At 43.1% G+C, this 18,390-nt stretch carries 14 protein-coding genes; 7 read left to right on the forward strand and 7 right to left on the reverse strand.

The window, feature by feature from the left end; all coding sequences use genetic code 11:
* Positions 1-1,195 (forward strand): putative bifunctional diguanylate cyclase/phosphodiesterase (locus tag CAG60_RS11635; protein WP_161438979.1); only part of this gene is annotated, 1,195 nt, incomplete at its 5' end.
* A 76-nt stretch (positions 1,196-1,271) separates the two neighbouring features.
* Here the strand turns inward: CAG60_RS11635 and CAG60_RS11640 are convergent.
* A complete protein-coding gene (locus CAG60_RS11640; RefSeq protein WP_337247115.1) occupies positions 1,272-2,585 on the reverse strand; it encodes a peptidoglycan DD-metalloendopeptidase family protein in 1,314 nt (437 codons plus the stop codon).
* Between the two features lie 353 nt (positions 2,586-2,938).
* Positions 2,939-3,250: an isoamylase early set domain-containing protein gene (locus CAG60_RS11645; protein ID WP_004396982.1), complete on the reverse strand. Its 312-nt coding sequence runs from the start codon at positions 3,248-3,250 to the stop codon at positions 2,939-2,941.
* Positions 3,251-3,451: 201 nt separating this feature from the next.
* On the opposite strand from CAG60_RS11645, the gene CAG60_RS11650 reads away from it, so the two are divergent.
* Together CAG60_RS11650 and CAG60_RS11655 are read left to right on the forward strand one after the other, a co-directional pair.
* Positions 3,452-5,113 (forward strand): SulP family inorganic anion transporter, encoded by a 1,662-nt coding sequence (locus tag CAG60_RS11650; RefSeq protein ID WP_161438980.1) that lies wholly within the window; start codon positions 3,452-3,454, stop codon positions 5,111-5,113.
* A 381-nt stretch (positions 5,114-5,494) separates the two neighbouring features.
* Entirely contained in the window at positions 5,495-6,874 is a 1,380-nt protein-coding gene (locus CAG60_RS11655) for a YjiH family protein (RefSeq protein ID WP_161438981.1), read from the forward strand.
* A 120-nt stretch (positions 6,875-6,994) separates the two neighbouring features.
* On the opposite strand, the gene CAG60_RS11660 is transcribed toward CAG60_RS11655, so the two are convergent.
* Positions 6,995-8,335, reverse strand: a complete 1,341-nt coding sequence (locus CAG60_RS11660; protein WP_158145144.1) for a DEAD/DEAH box helicase — start codon at positions 8,333-8,335, stop codon at positions 6,995-6,997.
* Between the two features lie 577 nt (positions 8,336-8,912).
* Here CAG60_RS11660 and CAG60_RS11665 point away from each other — a divergent pair.
* On the forward strand, positions 8,913-9,161 hold the full coding sequence (locus CAG60_RS11665) for an Lpp/OprI family alanine-zipper lipoprotein (RefSeq protein WP_004396978.1): 249 nt from the start codon (positions 8,913-8,915) through the stop codon (positions 9,159-9,161).
* A 120-nt stretch (positions 9,162-9,281) separates the two neighbouring features.
* On the opposite strand, the gene CAG60_RS11670 is transcribed toward CAG60_RS11665, so the two are convergent.
* Positions 9,282-10,187: a LysR family transcriptional regulator gene (locus CAG60_RS11670; RefSeq protein ID WP_158137083.1), complete on the reverse strand. Its 906-nt coding sequence runs from the start codon at positions 10,185-10,187 to the stop codon at positions 9,282-9,284.
* Positions 10,188-10,404: 217 nt separating this feature from the next.
* Between CAG60_RS11670 and CAG60_RS11675 the strand changes: the two genes are divergently transcribed.
* Complete coding sequence (locus tag CAG60_RS11675) at positions 10,405-10,764, forward strand: DUF413 domain-containing protein (protein WP_154170916.1); 360 nt, start codon at positions 10,405-10,407, stop codon at positions 10,762-10,764.
* Positions 10,765-11,068: 304 nt separating this feature from the next.
* On the opposite strand, the gene CAG60_RS11680 is transcribed toward CAG60_RS11675, so the two are convergent.
* Entirely contained in the window at positions 11,069-11,320 is a 252-nt protein-coding gene (locus CAG60_RS11680; protein ID WP_004396975.1) for a DUF3081 domain-containing protein, read from the reverse strand.
* Between the two features lie 408 nt (positions 11,321-11,728).
* Between CAG60_RS11680 and nagB the strand changes: the two genes are divergently transcribed.
* Positions 11,729-12,529 (forward strand): glucosamine-6-phosphate deaminase, encoded by an 801-nt coding sequence (nagB, locus tag CAG60_RS11685; RefSeq protein ID WP_004396974.1) that lies wholly within the window; start codon positions 11,729-11,731, stop codon positions 12,527-12,529.
* A gap of 38 nt (positions 12,530-12,567) precedes the next feature.
* Here nagB and CAG60_RS11690 read toward each other — a convergent pair whose 3' ends face one another.
* Positions 12,568-14,307: a SulP family inorganic anion transporter gene (locus CAG60_RS11690; protein WP_161438996.1), complete on the reverse strand. Its 1,740-nt coding sequence runs from the start codon at positions 14,305-14,307 to the stop codon at positions 12,568-12,570.
* Between the two features lie 297 nt (positions 14,308-14,604).
* Here CAG60_RS11690 and CAG60_RS11695 point away from each other — a divergent pair, with 297 nt between their 5' ends.
* The gene (locus CAG60_RS11695; RefSeq protein ID WP_161438982.1) at positions 14,605-15,255 is read left to right on the forward strand and encodes an HAD family hydrolase; all 651 of its coding nucleotides are present in this window, start codon (positions 14,605-14,607) and stop codon (positions 15,253-15,255) included.
* A 79-nt stretch (positions 15,256-15,334) separates the two neighbouring features.
* On the opposite strand, the gene CAG60_RS11700 is transcribed toward CAG60_RS11695, so the two are convergent.
* The gene (locus CAG60_RS11700) at positions 15,335-18,061 is read right to left on the reverse strand and encodes a cation-translocating P-type ATPase (protein WP_161438983.1); all 2,727 of its coding nucleotides are present in this window, start codon (positions 18,059-18,061) and stop codon (positions 15,335-15,337) included.
* Positions 18,062-18,390 lie beyond the last annotated feature (329 nt).

The raw sequence follows: 18,390 nt of genomic DNA on the forward strand, positions 1-18,390 counted from the left end.
CGCTTATCTCGATATTGATAATTTCAAATCGATTAATGATCTTTACGGCCATTACATTGGCGATCAAGTCATTAAGTTTGTTGCTAATGTCATTTTTCATTATGTGAATAAACAGAATCAAGTTTTCCGAATCTCGGGAAATGAGTTTGCCTTTATTACCTTTTCCAATGATCCGCTCAAAATTTGTCAGCTGATCATCGATACATTGAATCAAGGTTATCGCGATGCCAATCACCATATTAAAATCCGCTTGAGTATCGGTATTGCTAAAAAATCATTGCCGCCGATGACCGCTGATCAATTGATTCTTAATGCTAGTTTAGCCTTAAAAGATTGTAAAAAAACGCGTCTTCAGCAAGTTCGCTGTTATGACACGCACTTAAATGACTATTATTATCGACGAACCCAAGTAGTGAGTGCGTTACGCGCTCAGCTCGATAATCCATTAACAGGTACGTCAGAAATCTATATTGAAATACAACCGATTGTTTTTCGAAATCGGCCTAACTGGTCTTATTTTGAAGTCTTAGCACGCTGGAATAATAAACAACTTGGTTCGATTTCCCCTTTAGAGTTTATCGAGGTAGCCGAACAATCTGGTTTAATTATTGAACTTGGCGAACGAATTATCGAATTGGCTTGCCAAGCCAAACAAGTACTAGAAAAAGAGCTTAACTATAAAGTCACTTTAGGCATCAACTGCTCAGCCCATGAGTTCGCTCACTCCTCTCACTATTTAAATCATCTCAATTTAATGATTCAACAGTATGGATTCCACCCCTCAGAATTTATTATTGAGATGACCGAAAGCGTGTTACTCACTCAAACAGGTGAGGTGTCTAAACGCTTAAATTTATTACGAGAGCTAGGCTTTAAAATTGCATTAGATGATTTTGGCACTGGATATTCGAGTTTAAATTATATTCACAGTTATCCCATTGACTGTATCAAAATTGATGCCACTTTCATTCGTAATCTACTACGCAATAAAACATCAGAGCATGTCATTAGCTTAATCATTCAACTCGCTAAACAATTGAATGTCGACCTCATTGCCGAAGGAGTAGAAAATCAGCAAGAGTTGGACAAATTATATGAGATGGGTTGTGACGCAATTCAAGGTTATTATTTTTCTAAACCTAAGCAACCACTGGCGATGATCGGTCATTTACAAAACAATCCCCCCAAGCTGTAATGAAACTACTTGGGGGGCTTGATAGCTAGTGATTAGACCAATGGCTGTTCATCAATTGAATTGAACGGCCTAATCGTTAGCTATCAGAGTCCGACCCAGCCTTGCTTGCCGCAAGCATACTATCTTGCTCAGCCAATAAACGGTCTAACTCATTACGACGTGCAATAAAGTTCGCCATATCTTGCTTAGGAACCGAAGTGGCCATCGGAATATTGGCCTTCATAGGATCGACAGGTCGGCCTCTAACAATCAATTCATAATGAATATGTGGCCCTGTTACTCGTCCCGTTGCACCCGATAATCCAATACGTTGGCCGCGAGTCACCTTTTGTCCTTTTTGCACTAGAATCTTACTCAAGTGCAAATAACGGGTCATGTAAGTACTACCATGCTGGATAGTAATATAATTACCCGCATAGGGATGATTACGCGTCATCACGACAACACCATCACCAGTAGCGACAACCGGAGTTCCCGTTGGTGCAGCAAAATCAGTCCCATTATGTGGCGCGATACGCCCGGTCACCGGGTGGCGGCGATTAGGATCAAACCCGGATGACATTCGCCATTGACTAGTGGTGGGGTAACGTTGGAAAGCACGTTGTAAGCTTTGTCCGTCCCTATCATAGTATTGGCCATCTTTGTAAAGATAGGCGGTAATTTCACTGCCACGATTGTAGAGTTTGATCGCTTGTATTTCTCGGTTGCCGGTTAATTTTTCACCGACAAACTGACGTGATAATACCACTTCAAAGCGATCGCCAGCGCGGAGATCGCGACCAAAATTCACTTTATCTTTAAGCAGTGACACGATCTGATCAATGTCTGCACTGCCTAAACCGGCTTGGTTTGCTGACTGAGAAAAGCTGCCTTGAATTTCGCCAATCATCGCAAATTCGCGCCACTGCCCAGGAATTTCAAGCTCAGAGAAATCGTAATTACCATCGTCGAGACGTGTATAAACCGCACGCTTGACAACGTTAAATTCAAGTTCCATCTTGGCAAGGTCTTGACTGCCAGGAGATTTCCAAAAGCGTAAAATATTCCCTGGACGTAAAGTATCAAGAGCCAGATAGTTTAAATCTGTCTCCATGATTTTCATTAAATCTTGGTACCGGAATCCAAGCTGATTAAAAATAGTGCTTAAATTATCACCGGATTTAATTTGGTATTCGTAATCGGGATAAGCCACTTTGGCTTCACTCGCATCCGCAATAATCGTCTCAACAATATGTGATTCAGGAACAGACAAGGCGACCTTTTTCGAATAGGTCGTAGAGTTGATTGAAGATGAAATAGCGGCCAACGCGAGTAGAGGTAAACCGATGACAGAGACTTTCTTACGTTTAGATAAAGCAGAGAAGCGCAAAAAAAGAGACTTGGATAGCACAATTTAACCCGTTGGTACTGTTAAAAGAGACAAAAGAGTAAGACTTTCTCGACAAAAAGTCACCTTTTGTATGGTAAATAATCAGTAAAAGTGTGCTTATTTATGAAAAGTTATTGATTAAAGTTGAATTAATCGACAGAAAAAAAGCAAGACTCAGAAAAAGGAAATCTCCAGATGATGATAACAACGCTCGATTTATCACTGTTTTCTTTCGATGAAAAATCGTTGTTACGCTAAGTTATGCATCTCATTGAAACTATCATTAACGTAACAACAATCTTATGAAATCCTCTGCAAAAGCTTAAGCAACTATTGGGTATATTGACTTAAGAGCAAACCGCCATAAACATGAATTAATGAGAGGCTGGCTCATAGGTACGGATAAGACAGTTATCCTCGCCAAATTCATTGGCAACATAATGATCAGCTTGCGCATCATTGAGCCATTGTTGTTCATTGAGTCGGTAACGAAACTGGAATTCTGCATCCTTAGGTAAACGAGCTTTAAATTTATACACATTGGATTTTGCGGTTTTTTTCATAGCTTGAGGCTGCCAATCCAAAAAATCAGCGACAAGTTCTACACGCTCAGCATCTTGAGGGGCCTCAAGTTCAAAAGTGATTTCCACTTCATTTTTAGTTTTAAAAAAACGTTTATTGATCATGACAAACTCCATTTCTATTTTGTATCAATTTTGAACAACTGAAGAGATTATAAGCGCGCTTGCATACATGCTCAACTACTATCCCCAAACAACGTGAACCATTCACACCGAGCCTACCCGTTTCAATCTTTACAGGAGGGTAAATGAGCGTAGAATTCTCCGCGTCCCTATTTCTCCCTTCTTTTTCTAAGGTGATGATCAATGTTTGCCATTTATGACTCTTATAAAGCTGGCTTATTCAAGCCCAACCAGTGGATAAAAAATATCAGTGCCGGTGTGATTGTTGGTGTGGTTGCCCTACCTTTAGCCATGGCATTCGCCATCGCCTCAGGGGTCAAACCTGAGCAGGGCATTTATACGGCAATCATTGCTGGGTTGATTGTCTCTTTGTTCGGTGGTTCGCGAGTACAAATCGCCGGTCCAACAGGCGCATTCATTGTTATTTTAGCCAGCATCGTCGCTCAATATGGTATTACTGGCCTACAAATCGCGACCATGATGGCTGGTGTGATATTACTCGTTCTTGGTCTTGCTAAACTGGGGAGTATTATTCGCTACATCCCTCATCCGGTCATTGTGGGCTTTACCAGTGGTATTGGGGTCATCATTTGGATTGGACAGTGGCAAGAGTTTTTTGGTTTACCGGCAATTACCGGAGAACATTTCCATCAAAAACTTATTGCGCTTTTTTATGCCTTGCCCAGCCTAGATATGACGACTACCCTGCTCGCCCTATTTTCACTTGTGTTGGTTATTTGGGGGCCAAAACTTCCGAAGTTAAGTAAGGTTCCTGGACCACTATTGGCTTTAGTCGTTGTCACTGTATTTCAATATACGATTGGTTTTGATGACGTGCGCACCATTGGTTCTGCTTTCGGTGGTATTCCGCAAGGCTTGCCGGAATTCTCAATGCCAAGCATTACGTTTAGTCAAATGCTATCACTGATTGGTCCTGCTTTTGCTATCGCTATGCTTGGCGCTATTGAGTCACTACTCTCTGCTGTCGTCGCCGATGGCATGACCGGCACCAAACATAACTCCAACCAAGAGTTAGTGGGCCAAGGCATGGCGAATATCATCGCCCCACTATTTGGGGGTATTGCAGCAACAGGCGCTATCGCTCGTACCGCCACCAATGTGCGTAATGGCGGCAATAGCCCGTTATCCGGAATCGTCCACGCTCTGACTCTTGTAGTGATTCTATTAGTCTTAGCGCCACTGGCCGTCAATATTCCCCTAGCAACGTTAAGTGCCATTTTATTTGTCGTGGCTTGGAATATGAGTGAAGCACCACATTTTATTAAATTAATAAAACGCGCTCCAAAGGCAGATGTGGTTATTTTGCTGATCACTTTTGTATTGACCGTATTCGCCGATTTAGTGGTCGCTGTCAATATTGGGGTCATCATCGCGACCTTACATTTTGTCAAACGCATGGCCTCCAGTGTCGAAATTAAAGCCAGTACAAGCCCAGATTTAACTCAAGAACTTGCAGAGCATGGATTGTCTCAATTACCACGTGATATTGCCGTGTATGCTCTAGAAGGGCCATTTTTCTTCGCTGCTGCAGAAAACTTCGAACATGTGATGAGTAATATCCAAGAAACACCACGCATTTTAATCATTCGTTTAAAATGGGTACCTTTTATGGATATCACTGCGTTGCAAACGCTAGAAGCGATGATCAAACGCTTCCAGAAAAAACAGGTCCAAGTGCTGATCTCTGGAGCGAACTCTCGCGTGACACTAAAATTGCATCGTTCAGGGATAACGGAATTAATTGGTGAGCAGAATCTTTATGCTACGTTTTCAGACGCATTAAAAGATAGCTTAGCAAAACAGATTCAGCCTACGGTTAATTAAATCGCATCTCGAATTCTCTACTTTAAATTACGCCAACCATAGCAGCCCTTATTTCTTGTTTTTTTTCAATACTATATGGAAAACTATCAATAATAAGGGCTTTCTTAACTCCCTTCCACTCCTACAAAACAGTGCTATAACTCACAAAAACAACACCGCCCACTTAAACAATAATTTAACCAATGCAACAATAACAAAACAATTCGCTGCTATCTGTTTTTTGATTAGCGCAAACGATTGAATAACTAACCCTATTTATTGAATAGTATTGCAAGCAAGGTTGAAAATAGTTATTCTGCGCACATTGATTAAATAGGGATGTTTAGTGAATTAATATGCCAGGGAATGGCTTTAATTAAACAGTTGTAAACAGGAAAAGTAATGCAAGATAACTCTCAAACTTTACCAGCGCAGGAGAAAACTCTCCCTGCTGCCAGTCTGTGGATGTTCCTCATCCCATCATTAATTGGTGTGTTCCTGTTTATGGCACCCGTTTACTATAATGGTGGATTGACAATCCCTGTCGCCGTGTTAGCCAAATCGATACAAGCCCTGTTCGGTGATTACTTAGTCAGTATTATCACGGTCATTGTCGCTTTTATGTCCATCGCTTCAGTGGCAACTAAACTCTTTAAGCCTCGTGTGATTGTTAATTCCCCTTTCCTCAACAATTTATTCAATCCAAGCTGGGTATGGCTGACGGTTCGTGTTATTGGCGGTGCGGCCATCATCATGACCTTTTTTAAAGTCGGTCCAGAACTGATTTGGGAAGAGAACACGGGTGGATTAGTCTTAGAAGGCTTACTACCCACTTTATTCTCGGTGTTCATTTTTGCCGGTTTACTGCTTCCACTACTATTAAACTTTGGTTTATTGGAACTGATGGGAAGTTTACTCAGCCGTGTCATGCGCCCTTTGTTTAACCTACCTGGACGCAGTGCCATTGACTGTACCGCTTCTTGGCTTGGTGATGGCAGTGTCGGCATCTTGCTGACCAGCAAACAGTATGAAGATAAATTCTATACTCAACGTGAAGCCGCGGTCGTCGGAACCACTTTCTCTGCTGTCTCGATCACTTTTAGTTTAGTGGTACTCGCGCAAGTACAATTAGAACACCTCTTTTTGCCTTTCTACGGTGCGATTTGCTTGGCTGGTTTTGTTGCCGCGGTGATTATCCCTCGCCTGCCACCACTGAGTTTGAAGAAAGATGAGTTTATTGATGGGACTAAACCACATAAAGATGCCGATGCTATTCCAGAACAGCACAGTGCTTTCTCTTGGGGTATGTCACTCGCATTAGAGAAAGCCGCGCAAGTGAAATCCGTAAAATCGGTGTTTGGCGAAGGCATCCGTAATGCGGTTGATATGGTATTTGGCGTCTTACCGGTCGTGATGGGTTTAGGTACGATGGCTTTGATCATCGCTGAATATACTTCTGTCTTTGCAATTCTTGGTCAACCTTTCGTTCCTTATCTAGAGTTTCTAGGGGTACCAGAAGCCGTACAAGCCTCACAAACGATTGTGGTTGGTTTTGCAGATATGTTTATCCCTGCAATTTTGGCAGCGTCAATCGATAACGAAATGACTCGTTTTGTCGTCGCAGCAATGTCAGTCACTCAGCTTATTTATATGTCTGAAGTCGGTGCATTGTTACTCGGTAGCCGAATTCCGGTTAATATCCTTGAGTTATTTGTGATCTTTATTCTCCGGACTCTTATCACACTACCGGTTATTGTCGGCGTTGCTCACTTAATTTTCTAAGCTAGCACAGTCATTTTAGATAACAAAAAGCGCCATTTCATGATGGCGCTTTTTATTTTATCCCTTTCCAATTTAACTTATTGCTTACTGGCTAATGCAACTGAAGGAAGATGAATAGCATTACTCGTCATCAGGCTTAGGCGCTGTTTTCTTTTTCGGGATAAATACTGAATCACCCACCGCCACATTCTGATAAAAACTTTTATCGCGTTTCACTGGTTTTTGGGGCAGCTTTTTAACCTGCTTTTTCACTTTACCTGTTGAAACCGTTGCTTTATTCAGAGGCTGACGAGGACGTAAGCCTGTAAACTTACCTTGCAGACCTTCTAACACTTCAAATTGAATATCTTGCTGCAAAAAGGCTTCCACTCTTTTAAAACTGTCCCAATCTTTAGGACCAACCAAAGAAATGGCATCACCTTGATTACCGGCACGCCCCGTACGACCTACGCGGTGCACATACTCTTCCGTATGTTTCGGCATATCAAAGTTAATCACATGCGTGACGTTGGCAATATCCAATCCTCGAGAAGCAATATCGGTGGTAACTAAGATCTTAAATACCGCACGTTCAAATTGACTCATAATCGTATTACGTTGAGTCTGAGTGAGGCTACCACTGAGGGCAACGACTTTTAAATTTTGCTCATTTAGCTTATTAGTTAAACGTTCCGTATCTGCGCGAGTCGCTGTGAAAATGATCACTTGTCGATACTCAGCATCGTTTAAGATGCGATCCAGTAATGCTTCTTTATGATCCAGATGGTCACACAAATAGAAACGCTGGCGAATGTCTTTATGCTGTTCATTGCCTAAACCAATCGCAATCCGTTTAGGCTCTTTCAACATCTCATGCGCAATGGTGTTCATTTCTGCATGATCCAACGTGGCAGAAAACATCAATGTTTGTCGGCGACGATGTTTAGCAGCATTGTGGATATGCCGTAACTGTGGTGCAAAACCGAGATCCAACATCCGATCTGCTTCATCAAGAATCAGCGTATCTAACCCTTGTAAGAAAAGAGAGCGATGTTCAAGGTGATCCGCTAAACGTCCCGGCGTAGCAACAATAAACTTAGGACCTCGACGCAAGGCATTCACTTGATCATTGAAGTTTTCCCCTCCGGTGATCAAGGTTGCCGTGTAGCTTAATCCCGCTAATGCCGAACGCAATTCACTGTAGACTTGTTTTGCTAACTCACGAGTGGGGACCAAGATAACGCCACGAGGGTCACGTGCAGATAACGCTTTGGTTTTTAGCGCTTTATGCAGCATTGGAAGCAAGAAGGCTAACGTTTTCCCCGAACCCGTTTTGGACGAAGCCAATAAATCTTTACCTGCCATCGCAACAGGAATAGCTTGTCGCTGGATATCGGTCGCTTGCTTAAAGTCATAATGTGCTAATGTTTTTAATAAGCGATTGTCTAGGCCTAATTCTTTAAACTGCAAAGGATTCTCCAATAAAAATAACGCCGCCTGAAAAGTAGGCAGTCAACAAAATATCAAACGTAGTATACCAAATCACTTGCAACGACAGTTAACGAAATGACGCTTCCTTCAATCCGCCGAGATATAGGCTCTGTGATAAAGTGAATGCGGCTTCCAACCTCTGATTATAGCGTCAAGTAACGACTGGGTATCAAGTGACATAATAACTTGAATGTGACCGCTATAGATAGCAATCCCATAAAATATTCTCTGTTTTAGACAATACCAAAGTCATAAAACATTGAGGCAAAGCCCAAACAATTGATTAAGGTATAAAATTTTGGGTTATTTTGACTTTTAATCTATAGTCGTGAGTGAAAATAGTGTCTACACTTTAACTCGCTACTATATGGTATACACCTAGGCGGTTGGTCAATGCCTCTCCGGAGCACATGAAGTGGCAGGTCGATGGCAAGATAAGTAAACCCCATTAGCATGGGCCAGCTTGTGGAGCCAATACCACGCTAACCTCAAGTAGCAACGGATCGCCAGGGTCAAGTGAACAATAATGTATAGGGCGTATTTGATAAATATCAACAAGGAGTTCAATATGAACAAAATGTTACTTGCCGCTGCAGCGTCTTCTGTACTTCTCCTAGCCGGTTGTGCATCAGGTCCTGACGAAGCAACCACGACTAAGCTAGATCAGTTAAACAACCAAGTCAGTCAACTCAATAGTCAAATTGCAGCACTGAAAAGTGAAAATGCCTCGCTAACTGATGCAGCCCTCGCTGCACAAGAAGAAGCAGCACGCGCGAACGAGCGCATCGATAATATTGCTCAGTCTTACACCAAGTAAGTTGTTCGATTCAGTAAAAAGGGTAAGTAAAACTTACCCTTTTTACTTTTCCTCATCTCAACCATCACACTCGACTCTCAATGTCGTTCAGTAACCCTCAAGAATTTTCAATCGTTGCCTCTAATCAACGTCCGTTTTTGTCGCGTTCAATTCAGCCGCTTTTTGCAAACTGTACGCCGTCAACGGATCGATGTTTTGCACTAATTTTTCAACCTGTACAATGGCGTCGATGGATGAACTATTTTTTCGATAGCTCAGGTAAATTGGCCAATACCAATCGGCAACGGCAGCCACTCGATACAGTTGTCCCGATTGGATGAAGGGAGCAACCACCGATGCGGGTAAATAAGCACTCCCTCCTTTCTCTAAAATAAAATCTAAAGCAATACGCGCCGTCGAAGTCCGTAAGAATGGCGCAGGTGCTCGAGGATGCCTATCGGCATGCTCGGAAGCAAAACGCATTCCCCAGTCAACATAAACATAACGATTCTCAAAAACGCTATCAGCAGTATCTGGTCGAGTTGAAACAAGCACTAACACCAAGTCGGCGACTTTCTTGCATTGCAGCTCATCGGCTTTAATTTGATCAAAAGCAAACGCCATATCCAGCGTGCGTTCAAGTAACTGACGGTTCAGTTGCTCTCTCCCCATCACCTCAGCTTTAAACCCATAACCACTAAACGCATCAGTCACCGCGCTTAGACAGTTTTGCAAGTACGCATCCCATATGTTAGGTGTTCCGCCTAACGTGAGCTGTAGCGCCTTACCGCTCTCTAAAGAGAGCTCAAGCTTAGCTTGCTGTAACGTTGCGACCATGACCTCTGCATAACCGACCAAACGTTCACCAGCTGACGTCAATTTAATGTTGTTTCGATCGCGGCTAAACAGCTGCGCGTCAAAATAATTTTCTAACTGTTTGATTCGAGCGCTAACGGCAGCTTGAGTCAAATAAAGATTTTCCGCTGCCCGTCCAAAATGACGAACTTTAGCCAGTTCAAGAAAAGTACGAAAGACTTTTACGTCCATTATTGAATCCTCTGCTATGACTGGTGAAGATTAACAAGGAACGACAATTATGACGATAAAAAATTTTTGTTTTTCTTTTCCAGAGTTTGCGCCTAACTTTCGCCGTAATCCACAGCTAAGTAATGGTGTACCTAAATGGCCTCAGAGATACGCCGTATCACTGGAACATTGAGCCGAAAATACCTTTAAGTACTCCGCGTATTCACACGAGGTTGATATGTCTGAAACAGTCTTTCGTCACGGTAAAAAACGTTTTTACGATACCAAAAAATTTCCCCGCGGTTTTGCCAAGTCTGGTGATTTCACTTTAGGTGAAGAAGAACTGCTGATCCTTTACGGAGACACTATGCTTGGCCTTGAATCCGGTGAGCTAAGCCCAGAAAACGCTGAAGAACAGCATTTTGTTGAAGTGCTAGCTAACCCAGAACTGGCGAGCAGTAAGATCGAGCGAGTTTGGATGAAGTATGTGCGTCTATCACGCGGTCGTAAACGCTTCCATACCCTAAATGGACGCAACAAACCCGATGCGTCCGATGATTATACTGATGATGAACCAAGCTTGGTTGAAGAAGATTAATCATTACGGGGCATAGCAGACCGCTCATCAAATTAACCCCGTAGTGGGCGTTAAGTCACAGCTCGGCGGTCAATGCCTTGCACTTGATGGCTCAAACGCTACATTAGTGATTGTTTTTTTAACCCAATGAATCTTTCTCCCAAAGCCCCTAGTCTATTTTGGTTCGGGGCTTTGTTTTTTCTATCAATAACAGCCAGTAAGGCATCAATACTCTACCTAACCCAGATTCTATCCACATTATCGCATCATATACCCAGACTACTTGGAGTTGCAGGTAGGCGGCAAGTGGCTTGAGAAAACAGACCTATTTAGCCAATAGCGCAATTTTTTTCAGAAAACTGTCGCGTAAATGCTCTTGGTCGTAATCCAAATGATACGTATTATGGAAACCCACTTTGAGTTCAACACCATTGCCTCGCAGATACACAGTGTATCCATCGTAATCAGAAAAGGCCTCTATGCCTTCATAAATTTTACCAAACTCTGTCGGTGTCCCGTGTTCCATTACTTTTTCGTAAGCGTGCAGTATTTTGCTTGATTCAAGTTCATTTTTCATTGCAGTAGCTCCCTTGAGTGCTCTCCTATTTAGTATGGATAGTGAGATGATTTCTCGCCACTCATTCGCTCTAAATATCAACATTACCATTTCGGCTAGAACGATAGATAAAGTGACAAGACTTAATTCACTCCGTGAATTTTTTCTTTTTATCATTCAATAAAATCAACCCAGACGCTTCATGTTAGTCGATGACAAAGGCATTCATTGGCTGATAAAAAGCAATCCATCTCCCTAAAACAAAAAAGTTTGACCCAAAGCATAGCCGTTACCAACAACTTATTTTATAATGAAAATTAATGTAATTAGCACCGTATCCATAGCACTGAAAGAAATGGGTGGGCCAGACCTCATACCATAACAACTTTAAGTCGCCAGGGGATCAATAAATATAATTAGGGGTAACTGATGAGATTAATTCCATTACAACAAGCGGCACAGGTAGGTAAGTGGGCTGCGGCACATATTGCAAAACGTATCAATGCTTTCAAACCGACGGCCGACCGCCCTTTTGTACTTGGGCTGCCAACCGGAGGAACGCCGCTAGCCACTTACAAAGCACTGATTGCGTTGTATCAAGCTGGCGAGGTCAGCTTTAAACATGTCGTGACGTTTAATATGGACGAGTACATTGGTATTGCTGAAGATCACCCAGAGTCCTACCACTCGTTTATGTACAATAATTTCTTCAACCATATCGACATTCAGCCACAAAATATTAATTTGTTAGACGGCAATACTGACGACCATGAGCTGGAATGCAAACGCTACGAAGATAAAATTAAATCTTACGGTAAAATTAATCTGTTTATGGGTGGCGTGGGTAATGACGGACATATTGCTTTTAACGAACCTGCGTCATCACTCTCTTCACGTACTCGCATAAAAACCCTAACTGAAGATACTCGCATTGCTAACTCTCGCTTCTTTGACGGTGATATTTCACAAGTACCAAAATACGCTTTAACCATTGGCGTGGGGACATTATTAGATGCTGAAGAAGTGATGATCCTTGTTACTGGACACAATAAAGCACTCGCCTTACAAGCCGCTGTTGAGGGTTGTGTGAATCATATGTGGACCGTATCAGCGTTACAATTGCACCCTAAAGCGGTGATTGTCTGTGATGCTCCCGCGACTCAAGAGCTTAAGGTCAAAACGGTCAAATACTTTACTGAGCTAGAAGCTGAAAATATTAAAGGCTTCTAAGCAAAAATTTAGGCCCGCATAATCGCGGGCCTAATTATTTAAGCGACCTCAGGAATAGGCTTAGGTGGATCGTCTGGATTAGGTTCTTTCTGTACGGTTGGAATTTGACCTTCTTCAACGGCATGTTGATAACAACCCGTCAATTTAATCGCCAAATACATATCCGCACGCAACACCAGTCCACCGTCTCCAACAGGGACTCCCGCAGCTTCACACCATTGGCGTAAACTGCGCTTGCGTCCGGCAAGAATTAAACGAATACCACGTTTCTTGAGTAAAGTCTGCGTTTCAGCCAGTACCGCCATCACACTTAAATCCAAATGAGTAAAACTCGCTACGGCATCAATCACCACACAGCTCAACTCATCTGGATTTTGATCAATCTTTTCTAATAAACGTGCTTTAAAATACGGCGCATTAAAATAGGTTAATGGTGAATTAAAACGATACAACAAAAGACCAGGAATGGCAGACGCTTTACTGGATTCATCCATGGTACGAATTGTACCGTCTTCATCCAAACCTAAGCACTGATCGCTCGGGCGCATCACCACACGTAAAAATTGGAATAATCCTAATAAGACGGCAAGCGTAATACCAGGAATTACCCCTACGACCAGCACCGCGATCAACGTAATCGACGAGAGATAGAAGGCATCACGATTGCGTTTTCTTAATCCCCAAACCCCTTTGAGATCCAGTAATGACATTGAAGCAATGATCAAGACGACTCCTAATGCCGCACTCGGAATATATTGCAATGGTTGGTAAAGAAAAATCGCCACAAAACCAATCACTACAGCAGCAATGATTGAGACTAATTGCGATTTTCCGCCATTAGCATCGTTCACGGCCGTACGCGAGTCCGCCCCACTAATCGCAAAACCTTGTGAAAAAGCCGACGCTAAATTTGCTAAACCAAGCGCTCGAAACTCTTTATCCGGATTAATATCATAACCATTTTTCGCCGCAAAACTGCGCGCAGTCAGCATCATACTCACAAAACTCACTACAGCTAAGTTAAGTGCAGGCACAACCAATTCTCGAGTAATACCAATATTAAATGCTGGCGCTTGAAAAATCGGTAGGCCACCTTCGATAACCCCAACAACACTTACCCCATAACGATCAAGTTTAGTGAACCATACCAAAATAGCCGCAACCACGATGGCTAACATTGCCGCAGGCCACGCAGGTCGAAAGCGTTTCGATAACCAATAAACGAGTAACGTTATTCCGCTGATCAACACCGTTTGCCAGTGTAAATCCAATAAACGGTGGGGAGCTTCAATGATTCTTTCTAATAGATAACGCTGCTCATAGTTAATGCCGAAGACTTTACCTAGCTGCCCAACAATAATGGTTAATGCTACGCCATTGAGTAGCCCAAGTAAGATAGGGCGAGATAAGAAATCAGCAAAAAGACCTAAACGAAAGCGACTCGCAATTAAGCACCAAAAACCGGTCATCGCCGTCATGGTAATGACCAACTGCCAGTGTTTAGTCGGATCGCCAGCGGCCAAAGGTGTAACGACAGCGGCCACTACCGCGCACGTCGCCGCATCAGGCCCCACAATTAGTTGTCGAGAAGTACCAAACAACGCATACACCATCATCGGTAGTACGCAGGAATAAAGGCCAACAATCGCCGATACCCCAGTCAATTGAGCGTAAGCAATCGCGACAGGTAGTGCGACTGCCACCACTGAAAAGGCGGCACGAACATCATCCAACAACCACACTTTTTCATACTGCTTAAGCTGATATAACCCAGGCATCCACTGCTTGATTGATATTGACTTCAATGTTGTTTACCCTACCAAAGATTGCCAAATAATAACTCAGAGCTGTTGTTCAGCTTAGAGCGACTGACGATGATACTGAAAAATGGATCGTTATCTATCATAACTCAAGTGTTATAAACTATCTCGGCTAATTAGATGATTTATATAACCAAAAATCACAGAGATAGACTTGGATTTGTTCATAGCGTCACTTCAATTAGCAAGGCGATATCAACGTTTACTATCACATAAAGATAATGATCATTCTTTCACTCTGCCCAAAGGTTTTTTATGAATTATAATGCTGCTATTTTTGATATGGATGGCCTACTGCTTGATACCGAACGCGTGTGTTTAAGAGTATTTGAACAAGCATGCCAGACGGTAGGTGTTCCTTTTCTGCGCGAAGTCTACCTCTCTGTGATTGGCTGCAACGCCGCTGGAATTGAGCAAGGTTTAAAAGCAGGCTATGGTCCCGATCTTGATTATCCACGGTTGCACAAAGAATGGCGCAAAGGCTACGATGCCGTCGTTAAACATCACCCGATTCCCGTCAAAGAAGGGGTCATTGAGTTACTGGAATGGCTGAAGCAACACAATATTCCTACTGCTGTCGCCACGTCAACGCAAAAAGAGGTCGCTACCATTAAATTACGCTTAGCCAAACTTGATCACTATTTTGATTCCCTCACTACGGGTTGTGAAGTTGTCAATGGTAAACCCGATCCTGAAATCTACCTTTTGGCAGCCCAACGACTGTCGGTAGATCCTCAACAATGCTTAGCCTTTGAAGATTCCAATAATGGCGTACGCTCGGCCATCGCTGCTAAGATGCATACGTTTCAAATCCCAGATCTCGTCGAACCTAACGATAGCATCCGTGCACTTGGCCATCATATTCGACCATCATTACAACACGTTTTAGCCGAGTTACAAGCATAAAGCCAGCAGACTCACGGATGTTAGACCAACCACCAGAGCAGTATCGATACTCTGGTGGTTGGGTTGGGTAGCGTAACATTTAGCGTTTCATACGTCGCCAAAGCATTTTTTCAAGTTCAATTAAGATCATGACTGCTATTCCGTAGGCGACCATCACTGCCCAATAGCTAGCCGAAATCGGCGCACTTTGAAATAGCAAGTTCATGAAAGGCAAATATAAAAATGCCAATTGGGCGCAGATCATCGACACAATCCCAACGACAATCCACGGATTGGTCTGCCATGACATAGTAAAAATCGAACCATTCAAACGACGGCAGTTTAATAAAAAGAAGCTTTGCACCACCACAAATAGCGTAACAGCAATACTACGTGATTCTTCTAAGCTTGCTCCTTGCGTAACTGACCATTGGAACAATCCAAATGCCCCCAAGAGTAATAGGCTACTGACCGAGATAATCCGCCCAACAATTTCTCGGTTTAATATTGGCTCTTTTAACTCACGAGGCTGCCGTTGCATAATTCCCTCTTCTTTAGGTTCAAAGGCCAGCATCAAGCCAAGAAAAACGGCAGTAGTCATATTCAGCCACAGTGCTTGGACGGGCAAAATCGGCAACGTTAATCCAAAGACAATCGCCACCATGATGACTAACCCTTGGCCTAGGTTGGTCGGTAAGATCCACGTGATGAACTTAGTCAGGTTATCAAAGACATTACGCCCCTCTTCTACCGCCGCTTCAATCGATGAAAAATTATCATCGGTCAGCACCATATCCGAGGCTTCCTTCGCCACTTCTGTCCCGCTGATCCCCATGGCTATACCAATATCCGCTTGCTTTAAAGCAGGCGCATCATTAACACCATCTCCGGTCATCGCGACAACCAATTGGTGAGATTGTAAGGCATTAACCAATTGTAGCTTTTGCTCCGGGGCAACCCGAGCAAAGACTGACACTTCACGACAAGCTCGCTGCAACTGCTCTTCGTCCAATTCACTCAACTGCTGCCCTGTTAATACGGCCCCAAAATCAGAGTGCGTAGCACTAGCAATCCCGATTTGAGAGGCGATCGCTTTTGCCGTTAGCGCATGATCGCCCGTAATCATCTTGACTTGAATACCCGCTTTTTGACAGATGTTAACGGCTTGAATCGCTTCGGCACGAGGAGGATCTATCATCGCTTGCAAACCTAAAAAGATAAGATTCGCTTCGCCTTCATGTTGGTTAAAACGCTGCAGCGTTTGTTCATGATGATCAACCCACTGCAACGCAAACGCTAATACCCTCAACCCTTGACTCGCCCATTGAGTAACTTGCTCATCGAGCTTATCGTGATCGAGTGTGACTAAACTGCTATCAGCCATTAATTGCTGACCACAACGACGACTGATTTGCTCTACCGACCCTTTAAGGTAAATCAAATTATGTTGCTCATCAAAACGGTGCAAGGTCGCCATATATTGACGGTCAGACTCAAAAGGAATGGTATCGAGACGACGGTAAGTTTGCTGACAAGAGGAATTATCTAATCCTGCTTTTAATCCGCAGGCAATGAGCGCGCCCTCGGTTGGATCGCCTTCCACCAACCAACGATCTTCTTTTTCCAACAACCGTGAATCATTATTCAATAATCCCGCACGTAATAAATGTTGAAAAGCATTATTCTCTTTCCAAATATCAGGAACTTCACCCTGCGGAGCATAACCACTGCCTGTCACTTCAAGAGCAGAGCCTCCCGCATAAAGCTTTTGTACCGTCATTTGGTTTTCGGTCAACGTCCCCGTCTTATCTGAGCAAATAACATTGGTCGAACCGAGTGTTTCTACCGCTGATAGCTTACGAATAATCGCATGACGCTTTGCCATGCGACGTACACCTATCGCTAGCGTAATGGTAACTACGGCAGGAAGACCTTCAGGAATCGCTGCCACCGCCAAAGCAACGGCTGCCATAAAGGTATCTGCAGCAGGCAAACCGTAACCCAAGCCGATAAAAAAAGTCACTCCGGCTAATACTAAAATTACCCATAACAGCAATTGGCTAAAGGCATGAATTTTCCGAGTTAATGGCGTTTCTAACTGAGTCGCCCCGGCAATCATACTCGCGATTTGGCCCGTTTGTGTGTCATCGCCAGTGGCGACAATGATACCTTGAGCGGTGCCATAAGTGACTAACGTGCCCGCAAAAGCCATATTTTGCCTATCACCTAATACGGTATCTGGTTCAAGCTCGCCCAGCCGCTTTTCAACGGCCACCGATTCTCCCGTTAAGGTTGATTCATCAATTTGTAAATCTCGGCACTGATAAAGGCGAATATCCGCAGGCACTTTATCACCGGAGGCTAAAACGACAATATCGCCACATACAAGATCCGTGGTAGCCACCGACTGTTTTTTACCATCACGGATCACTGTTGTATTGGAAGACAGCATCTTCTTGAGTGAGTTAATCGCTTGCTCGGCTTTGCTTTCTTGCATAAAACCTATCAACGCATTGATTAAAACCACCAATAAGATGACCCCAGCATCAACGTATTCGCCCAAAATCGTCGTCACGAGTGTTGCGACTAATAATATGTAGATCAAAGGGTTATGAAATTGTAATAATAAACGTTTCCATGCTGGCATCATCGCCTGACCAGTAATGACATTTCGTCCATCACGCTCTAGTCTGATTTGAATTTCTTGGGATGATAAGCCATTGTCTGTATCGGTATTGAGCTGTTGGACTATATCTTGCTCGGATTGGCTATGCCAGGCTTGGCGGCGGACTTTCGTTGTCGCGGTGTTCGGTGAGTGTTTTTCCATAATCACCTCCTTTAATGATGACCCTAAATAAAGACAAACGGCTTGTTATTTTTTACCTGTAGTACATGAAGAAACGGCATCAAACTCTGCCAAAGCAGTCTCCTATAAATATAGCGTCTATGGAGCAAGTGATGAGAATAGCAACAAAAAATTGTCTTAGTGTTCAAAATTTTTCCGTGAATCAACATCAATAAGAACCTGATGCCGATTTGACCATAATAAGAACCAGCTCTCATTAAATAGACAACATTCTCATTAGTGAGACGCCATTTTTGTAATATCTGTTCAGATAACACCTGAGGGTGACACAAAGAGTGCTAAAGTAATGT

This window comes from Vibrio sp. V33_P6A3T137 (assembly GCF_009904835.1).
GTDB classification, from domain to species: domain Bacteria; phylum Pseudomonadota; class Gammaproteobacteria; order Enterobacterales; family Vibrionaceae; genus Vibrio; species Vibrio metschnikovii.